A 7051-nucleotide genomic window follows, 5' to 3' on the forward strand; every position below is an offset into this window, starting at 1 on the left:
ATGTGGCGGAGCCACCTGGCCCGCCACCCCGTGCGTCGAGCGTGCGTGCCGGGCGTCGCGACGCCGCGGAGATCCATCAGAAGGGCCCTAGGCCAGCACCCGCCCGCTCCCCGGTCCCACCGCCGCCGCCACCGCCGCCGCCAGGCGGCCGGTCTCCTCGGGGGTCAGCGTGGAGACGGTGATGCGAATGCCCGGCGGGGCCGCCATCCGGTAGCGCGCCCCCGGGGACACCCCCCACCCCTCGTGCAGCAGCCGGGCCACCGCCCCCGTCTCGTCCGGGACCGGGACCCAGACGTTCATGCCGCTGCGGCCGTGGGCCTCGATGCCGTGGTCCGCCAGGGCGTCGACGAGCAGTTCCCGGCGGGACCGGTAGGCCGCCGCCACCTCCGGCCCGTGCACCGCGCCGTCGGCCCACATCCGGACCACCGTGCGCTGCAGCAGGAGGCTCACCCAACCAGGCCCCAGGCGCTGGCGGCCCCGCACCCGGTCGACCGTGACCTCGTCGCCGGTCATGACGGCCAGGCGCAGGTCGGGGCCGTAGGCCTTGGCGACCGAGCGGAGGAAGGTCCAGTGGCGAGTGCCGCCCACCAGCGGGTGCAGGGGGAGGTCGACGATGCCGTGCCCGTGGTCGTCCTCGATCAGCACGGTGTGCGGGTGTTCGCGCAGGAGGGCACGGAGGGCACGCGCGCGGGGGGCGCTCACCGCGGCGCCGGTCGGGTTGTGCGCCCGCGCCGTGACGATCAGGGCGCGGGCCCCCGACTCCAGCGCCTGGCGCAGTTCGCCGGGACGCGGGCCCTCGTCGTCCACCGCCACCGGGACGGTCCGCAGGCCCAGCGCGGGGACGAGATCGAGGATGCGGGCCCAGCCGGGGTCCTCGACGGCGACCGCGTCACCTGGCTTGAGGTGGGCCAGCAGGACGCGCTCGACGGCGTCGAGGGAGCCCGAGGTGACGGTGACCGGGCCACCGGGCACGCCGTCGGCGGCGAACGCGGCGCGCGACATCCGCTCCAGCTCCGGCTCGACCGGGTCGGCGCCGTAGAGGACCGGCGCACGGTCAACCTCCGCCGCCACGGCCGCCAGGGCCGGTGCGAGGGCGGGCAGCAGCGCGGGGTCGGGGTTGCCGGAGGACAGGTCGCGCACGCCCGCCGGCAGGTCCACGCCGATCTGGTCGCGGCCGGTGGTGGCCGGCTTGGGCCGGACCCGGCTGCCGCGCCGGCCGGAGGTCTCGATGACCCCACGCTCGCGCAGGGTGCGGTACGCGGCCGCCACCGTATTGGGATTCACCCCGAGACGGGACGCCAACTCCCGCATCGGGGGCAGCAGTTCCCCCGGTTCCAGCGCCCCGGAACCCACCGCGCGCTCGACGCTGGCCGCAATCTCTGCTGCGCCACGCCCCTCGATCCGATATTCTCCTAGCACAAAGCATATTATGCACTAGTGCAATGGAGGAATGCAATGGAGACCGCCGTCCAGGGGACCGTGCCGCACCAGCCCACCGCCTACCCCAGGACCGACCGCACCGTTCCCACCCGCTCCGCGGACCGGGCGTCGTACGACAGGGAGCTCGTGCACTCGATCCTCGACGAGGGCTACCTCTGCCACCTCGGCTTCGTGCGCGACGGCGCGCCGGTGGTGCTGCCGACGCTCTACGGCCGGGTCGGCGAGGTGCTGTACCTGCACGGCTCGACGGGCTCGCGCCCGCTGCGCATGGCCGGGCAGACCGACCCCGGGCTCCCGGTGTGCGTGACGGTCACCCACGTCGACGGTCTGGTGCTGGCCCGTTCGGCCTTCCACCACTCGATCAACTACCGGTCGGTGGTGGTGCACGGCATCGCCCACCAGGTGACCGACCCCGAGGAGCGCCGCCTCGCCCTGGACGCCCTGGTCGACCACGTCGTGACGGGGCGCTCCGCCGACTCCCGCCCGGCGAACAAGAAGGAACTGGCCGCGACCGCGGTGATCCGACTGGACCTGGCCGAGGTCTCCGCGAAGACCCGGACGGGCGGCGCCCACGACGAGCCCGAGGACCTGGGCCTCCCGTACTGGGCGGGCGTGGTACCGCTGCGCAAGGGCTACGACGCACCGATCGCCAACGACGACCTGGAGGCGGACATCGCGGTCCCGCCGTACCTGAAGAACGCCTGATCCGGGCAGTGGGTCGACGCGCCCCCGTCAGGGGCCCGGGACCGGGTCGGACGTGCGGTCAGAGCCGCGTGGGCGCGACAGGCCCCCACGCGCCCGCACCTCCCCACCGGCCGCGGGCCGGCCCACCACCGGTTCGGGTACGGCAGTCGAGGACTGCGCGATGAAGGCGCCGGCCAGCACGACCATCCCTCCCACCACCTGCGGCACAGCCAGCCGCTCCCCCAGCAGCACCCAGGCCAGCACGGTCGCCACCACCGCCTCCAGGCAGGCGACCACCCCCGCCACCTGCGGGGACAGCCGCCGTACCGACAGCACACCGGTGGCGTACGCGACGACCGTGGCGACCAGCACGAGCCATCCCAGCAGGGCCACCGCCGGCACGCCCACCCCGTTCATGCGCGCGGAGCCGCCCAGCACCGACCAGTCCATCTCCCAGGGCCTGGCCACCACGGTGAGCAGCCCCGCGCCGACCAGCAGGCCGTACGCGATCACGCCCAGCGGGTCCACCCCGTCGCCCCCACCGTGGTCGGCGAGCACGAAGTACCCCACCTGGCAGCAGGCCGCACCCAGGGCCAGCACCAGTCCCAGGACGTCGAAGCGCAGTCCGGACCACACCTCCACGACGCACGCCAGGCCGCCCGCCGCGAGGACCACACCGAGCGCGGCGGCGCGGGTGACCGGCCGCCGCTGCACGAACCGGACCCAGCCGAGCACCAGCGCGGGAGCGAGGTACTCCACGAGCAGCGCCACCCCCACGGGGATCCGGGAGATCGCGGCGAAGTAACAGGCCTGGACGCCCGCGACGGCGAGCAGGCCGAACCCGGCGAGCAGCACGGGCCGGCGGCGCGGCAGGTCACGATGGCGGACGGCGACCGGAAGCATCACCAGGGCGGCACCGGCCACCCGGAGCCACACCACGTGCAGCGGCGCGAGCCCGGCCTCGATCAGGGGCTTGGCCGCGACGCCCGAGCCGCCGAAGGCGAGCGCCGAACCGAGGGCGAGGAACAGCCCGGGGCCCTTTCCGTGGTGGCTGCTGTCAGTGGTGTGCACCGGCACATGATGCCAGGGGGCGACATGAGCGTCACCCTCTATGGCACCTGTCTCAACGGCTGGACGTGCGGTTCTCCAGCCCGGGATCCCCCAGCCGTTCGTCCCCGTCGATCCGTACGGCCAGTTCCCGGACGGCCACACCGGCCCGCTCCAGGACCTCGACGGCACGCGACTGCGGGTCGCCCACCAGGCCCGCGAGGAGGTCGATGCCGTGGGCGCGGGCGGCGCCCCGGCGCCGGGCGCGGCTGCGGGCGTACTCCACCGCGGCCGCCGCCACCGGGGACCAGCCGCCGTCCCCTTTGCCTTCGGGAGGCGTGAGGGCCGGCAGCGCGCCGGAGTCCTCGACCCCGCTCTGCCAGCGCAGGCCGTAGCCGATGCTGCGCTGGACCAGGTAGCCGAGCAGCCGGGCGAGTTGCGCGTCGCCGATGACGCCGCGGACCTCGAGGTCGTTCTCGATCAGGGAGTGCAGCAGGTGGGCTGTGTCGACCTGGCGGTCCCCGTCCCGTACGGCCCGGCGCCGCGCACCGGCGACCACCGCTGCCAGCTCGGCACCGAGTCCGGGGTCGTCGTCCGCGTGGATGCCGCCCTGGTCCTGTGCGGGCTGGCGGGGAATACGGGGTTGCACTCCTCCACCTCATCAATCCCGGGCGTCCGAGTCATCCGCGGGGGGAAGCATTTTCGCGTCCCACGCAGAGTGGACGGCGGGGACCGGAATCTCCTCCTTACGGATGAGATCAGGCCGGTCCGGACACGAAGGCGCGCGCCGTCCTGCCCTGGGCCCCGCCCGCGCGCCGACATGCGCCCGGCCCGCGACCGCGGCATTCTCTGACGGTTCATCAGTATTGAATGTTCGAGGTCCTGCGGCTACGTTCCGCGCACCGTAGCCCGACACGAAGGGGTGGCCCCATGGCCGAAGTCAGCGCGGAGGCACGCATCCAGGCACCGGCCGAGAAGGTGTGGGCTCAGCTCACCGACTGGCCGGCGTACGGAGAGTGGAACGCGACCCACACGAATTTCCCCAAGGGTGGCCCCGAGACCCTGGCGGTGGGCGGCACCTTCCAGGAGAACATGAAGCTGATGGGCTTCCCGGCGGAGGTCGAGTGGACCATCGAGGAACTGGAGCCGGCCCGGGTGCTGGCGATCCGCGGCAAGGGACCGATGGCGGTGACCGTCGCGACGCGCTACACGCTGACCCCGGACGGGGAGGCGACGGGGGTGCGGATCGACGGCGAGTTCACGGGCGCGGCCGTGTCGCTGATGGCGGGCAAGCTGAAGGACTCGGCGACGGCGGCGCTGAACGAGTCGCTGCGCAGGCTGAGCGGCCTGGTGGCCTGAGCCGGGCCGCGCACGGCGCCTCCCGCACGCGCCGGGTGCCCCGCGGAGAGATCCGCGGGGCACCCGGACGCACCGCCGGTCAGTCCTCGTCGGCGAGGATGAGGTACAGCCTCTTGCGGGTCTCGTTGATGACGGCCAGCGCCTTCTCGCGCTGTTCCTTCGTACCGGTCTTCCAGACCTGCCCGAAGGCCTCCATCAGACCGAAGCCCGCCTGGCGGATCTCACCGAGCGCCTCGAAGTCGACCCCGCGGGAAGCCTCTTCCCAGGGGGCGTCCGGGCCCTCGTCGGCGGCGGTGCGGCCACTGTCGGTGAGGGAGAACAGCTTCTTGCCGCCCTCGCTCTCACTGGCGATCAGACCCTCGTCCTCCAGCAGCTGGAGGGTGGGGTAGACCGAGCCGGGGCTGGGCTTCCACGCACCGCCGCTGCGCTCGGCGATCTCCTGGATCATCTCGTAGCCGTGCATCGGGCGGTCCTTCAGCAGGGCCAGGATCGAGGCCCGTACGTCACCGCGCCGCGCCCTCCCCCTGGGACCGCCGCGCCCTCGCGGCCCCCAGTGCCCCGGTCCGAAACCGGGCCCACCGGGACCGAAGCCGGGACCGCCGGGGCCGAAGGGCCCGAACGCCGCACGGCGGTCGTCACGTCCATGTCCATGTCCACGCTCGAATCCGTGGGAACGCATGGGAACCACTCCATTCCATCGTTGATCTGTCGCGTATCGTTCGCGATGCCTCAACGATATATCGGTACCGCTCGCCTTGACAACCCCTCATCGGCGAGCAGCGACGGCCTCAGCAGGGACGTTGCATGACCATGCGGTCTCATGCATAATCTTCCTATGTCCAAGGTCCTCACCTCCCTTCCCGCCGGCGAGCGCGTCGGCATCGCCTTCTCCGGCGGGCTCGACACCTCGGTCGCGGTCGCGTGGATGCGCGACAAGGGCGCCGTCCCGTGCACCTACACCGCCGACATCGGCCAGTACGACGAGCCCGACATCGCCTCGGTGCCCGGCCGTGCGCACACCTACGGTGCCGAGATCGCGCGCCTGGTCGACTGCCGGGCCGCGCTGGTCGAGGAGGGCCTGGCCGCGCTGACCTGCGGTGCGTTCCACATCCGCTCGGGCGGGCGGGCGTACTTCAACACCACCCCGCTGGGCCGGGCGGTCACCGGAACCCTGCTGGTGCGGGCGATGCTGGAGGACGACGTCCAGATCTGGGGCGACGGCTCGACCTTCAAGGGCAACGACATCGAGCGGTTCTACCGGTACGGACTGCTCGCCAACCCGCACCTGCGGATCTACAAGCCCTGGCTGGACGCGGACTTCGTGACCGAACTCGGCGGCCGCAAGGAGATGTCGGAGTGGCTGCTCGCGCACGGGCTGCCGTACCGGGACAGCACGGAGAAGGCGTACTCCACGGACGCCAACATCTGGGGCGCCACGCACGAGGCGAAGACCCTGGAGCACCTGGACAACGGCATCGAGACCGTCGACCCCATCATGGGCGTCCGGTTCTGGGACCCCGAGGTCGAGATCCTGCCCGAGGACGTGACCATCGGCTTCGACCAGGGCCGGCCGGTGACGATCAACGGCAAGGAGTTCGCGACCGCCGTCGAGCTGGTCATGGAGGCGAACGCGATCGGCGGCCGGCACGGGCTCGGCATGTCGGACCAGATCGAGAACCGCATCATCGAGGCGAAGAGCCGCGGGATCTACGAGGCGCCGGGCATGGCGCTGCTGCACGCCGCCTACGAGCGGCTGGTCAACGCGATCCACAACGAGGACACCCTCGCGCAGTACCACAACGAGGGCCGGCGGCTCGGACGTCTCATGTACGAGGGCCGGTGGCTGGACCCGCAGGCGCTGATGATCCGGGAGTCGTTGCAGCGGTGGGTCGGCGCTGCGGTCACCGGTGAGGTGACGCTGCGGCTGCGGCGCGGCGAGGACTACTCGATCCTCGACACGACGGGGCCGGCCTTCAGCTACCACCCCGACAAGCTGTCGATGGAGCGCACCGAGGACGCCGCGTTCGGCCCGGTGGACCGGATCGGCCAGCTCACGATGCGCAACCTCGACATCGCCGACTCCCGCGCGAAGCTGGAGCAGTACGCGGGGCTCGGTCTGATCGGCTCCGCCAACCCGGCGATCGGAGCCGCGCAGGCCGCGGCGACCGGGCTCATCGGCACCATGCCGGAGGGCGGCGCCGAGGCGATCGCGTCCCGCGGAGAGGCCGCGCCGGACGCCGACGAGCTGCTGGACCGGGCCGCCATGGAGCTGGGCACGGACTGAGCGACCCGTTCGAGAAGGGCCGACTCCTCAGGGGTCGGCCCTTGGTCGTCAGGAGTGCCTCCAGCGCCCCTGCCGGGTGCACCGGCTCGGCCTCATGGGGGAAATCGGGCCAGGGGTCGCGAATTGGCCTTGGGGATCGGCGGGTCGGCGGGCCTAGGGCCCTTCTGATGGATCTCCGCGGCGTCGCGACGCCCGGCACGCACGCTCGACGCACGGGGTGGCGGGCCAGGTGGCTCC

The 7051-nt window shown here is 72.7% G+C and carries 7 protein-coding genes; 3 read left to right on the forward strand and 4 right to left on the reverse strand.

The genetic code is table 11. The features are described from left to right. Nucleotides 1-87: 87 nt before the first annotated feature. A complete protein-coding gene (locus AB0958_RS44015) occupies nucleotides 88-1419 on the reverse strand; it encodes an aminotransferase class I/II-fold pyridoxal phosphate-dependent enzyme (protein ID WP_366896102.1) in 1332 nt (443 codons plus the stop codon). A gap of 36 nt (nucleotides 1420-1455) precedes the next feature. On the opposite strand from AB0958_RS44015, the gene AB0958_RS44020 reads away from it, so the two are divergent. Then, nucleotides 1456-2145: a pyridoxamine 5'-phosphate oxidase family protein gene (locus AB0958_RS44020; protein WP_366896103.1), complete on the forward strand. Its 690-nt coding sequence runs from the start codon at nucleotides 1456-1458 to the stop codon at nucleotides 2143-2145. A 27-nt stretch (nucleotides 2146-2172) separates the two neighbouring features. Here AB0958_RS44020 and AB0958_RS44025 read toward each other — a convergent pair whose 3' ends face one another. Both AB0958_RS44025 and AB0958_RS44030 read right to left on the reverse strand, forming a co-directional pair. Then, the gene (locus AB0958_RS44025) at nucleotides 2173-3201 is read right to left on the reverse strand and encodes an EamA family transporter (protein WP_366896104.1); all 1029 of its coding nucleotides are present in this window, start codon (nucleotides 3199-3201) and stop codon (nucleotides 2173-2175) included. A 46-nt stretch (nucleotides 3202-3247) separates the two neighbouring features. Continuing rightward, nucleotides 3248-3820: a Clp protease N-terminal domain-containing protein gene (locus AB0958_RS44030; RefSeq protein ID WP_366896105.1), complete on the reverse strand. Its 573-nt coding sequence runs from the start codon at nucleotides 3818-3820 to the stop codon at nucleotides 3248-3250. Between the two features lie 281 nt (nucleotides 3821-4101). Between AB0958_RS44030 and AB0958_RS44035 the strand changes: the two genes are divergently transcribed. Beyond that, complete coding sequence (locus tag AB0958_RS44035; RefSeq protein ID WP_366896106.1) at nucleotides 4102-4530, forward strand: SRPBCC family protein; 429 nt, start codon at nucleotides 4102-4104, stop codon at nucleotides 4528-4530. 79 nt (nucleotides 4531-4609) lie between these two features. Here AB0958_RS44035 and AB0958_RS44040 read toward each other — a convergent pair whose 3' ends face one another. Continuing rightward, nucleotides 4610-5209 carry a PadR family transcriptional regulator gene (locus tag AB0958_RS44040; RefSeq protein ID WP_366896107.1) on the reverse strand — a complete coding sequence of 200 codons (600 nt, stop codon included), beginning with the start codon at nucleotides 5207-5209 and terminating at the stop codon, nucleotides 4610-4612. A gap of 156 nt (nucleotides 5210-5365) precedes the next feature. Between AB0958_RS44040 and argG the strand changes: the two genes are divergently transcribed. Next, complete coding sequence (gene argG / locus AB0958_RS44045; protein WP_366896108.1) at nucleotides 5366-6814, forward strand: argininosuccinate synthase; 1449 nt, start codon at nucleotides 5366-5368, stop codon at nucleotides 6812-6814. Nucleotides 6815-7051: the final 237 nt, after the last annotated feature.

The sequence above is a fragment of the Streptomyces sp. NPDC006655 genome, from assembly GCF_040703965.1.
Taxonomy (GTDB): Bacteria; Actinomycetota; Actinomycetes; order Streptomycetales; family Streptomycetaceae; genus Streptomyces.

Bases quoted from the DNA above. Each gene is read 5' to 3' on its own strand.
- AB0958_RS44035 (WP_366896106.1), top strand. From the start codon at position 4,102: ATGGCCGAAGTCAGCGCGGAGGCACGCATCCAGGCACCGGCCGAGAAG.
- AB0958_RS44040 (WP_366896107.1), bottom strand. From the start codon at position 5,209: ATGCGTTCCCACGGATTCGAGCGTGGACATGGACATGGACGTGACGAC.
- argG (WP_366896108.1), top strand. From the start codon at position 5,366: ATGTCCAAGGTCCTCACCTCCCTTCCCGCCGGCGAGCGCGTCGGCATC.
- AB0958_RS44020 (WP_366896103.1), top strand. From the start codon at position 1,456: ATGGAGACCGCCGTCCAGGGGACCGTGCCGCACCAGCCCACCGCCTAC.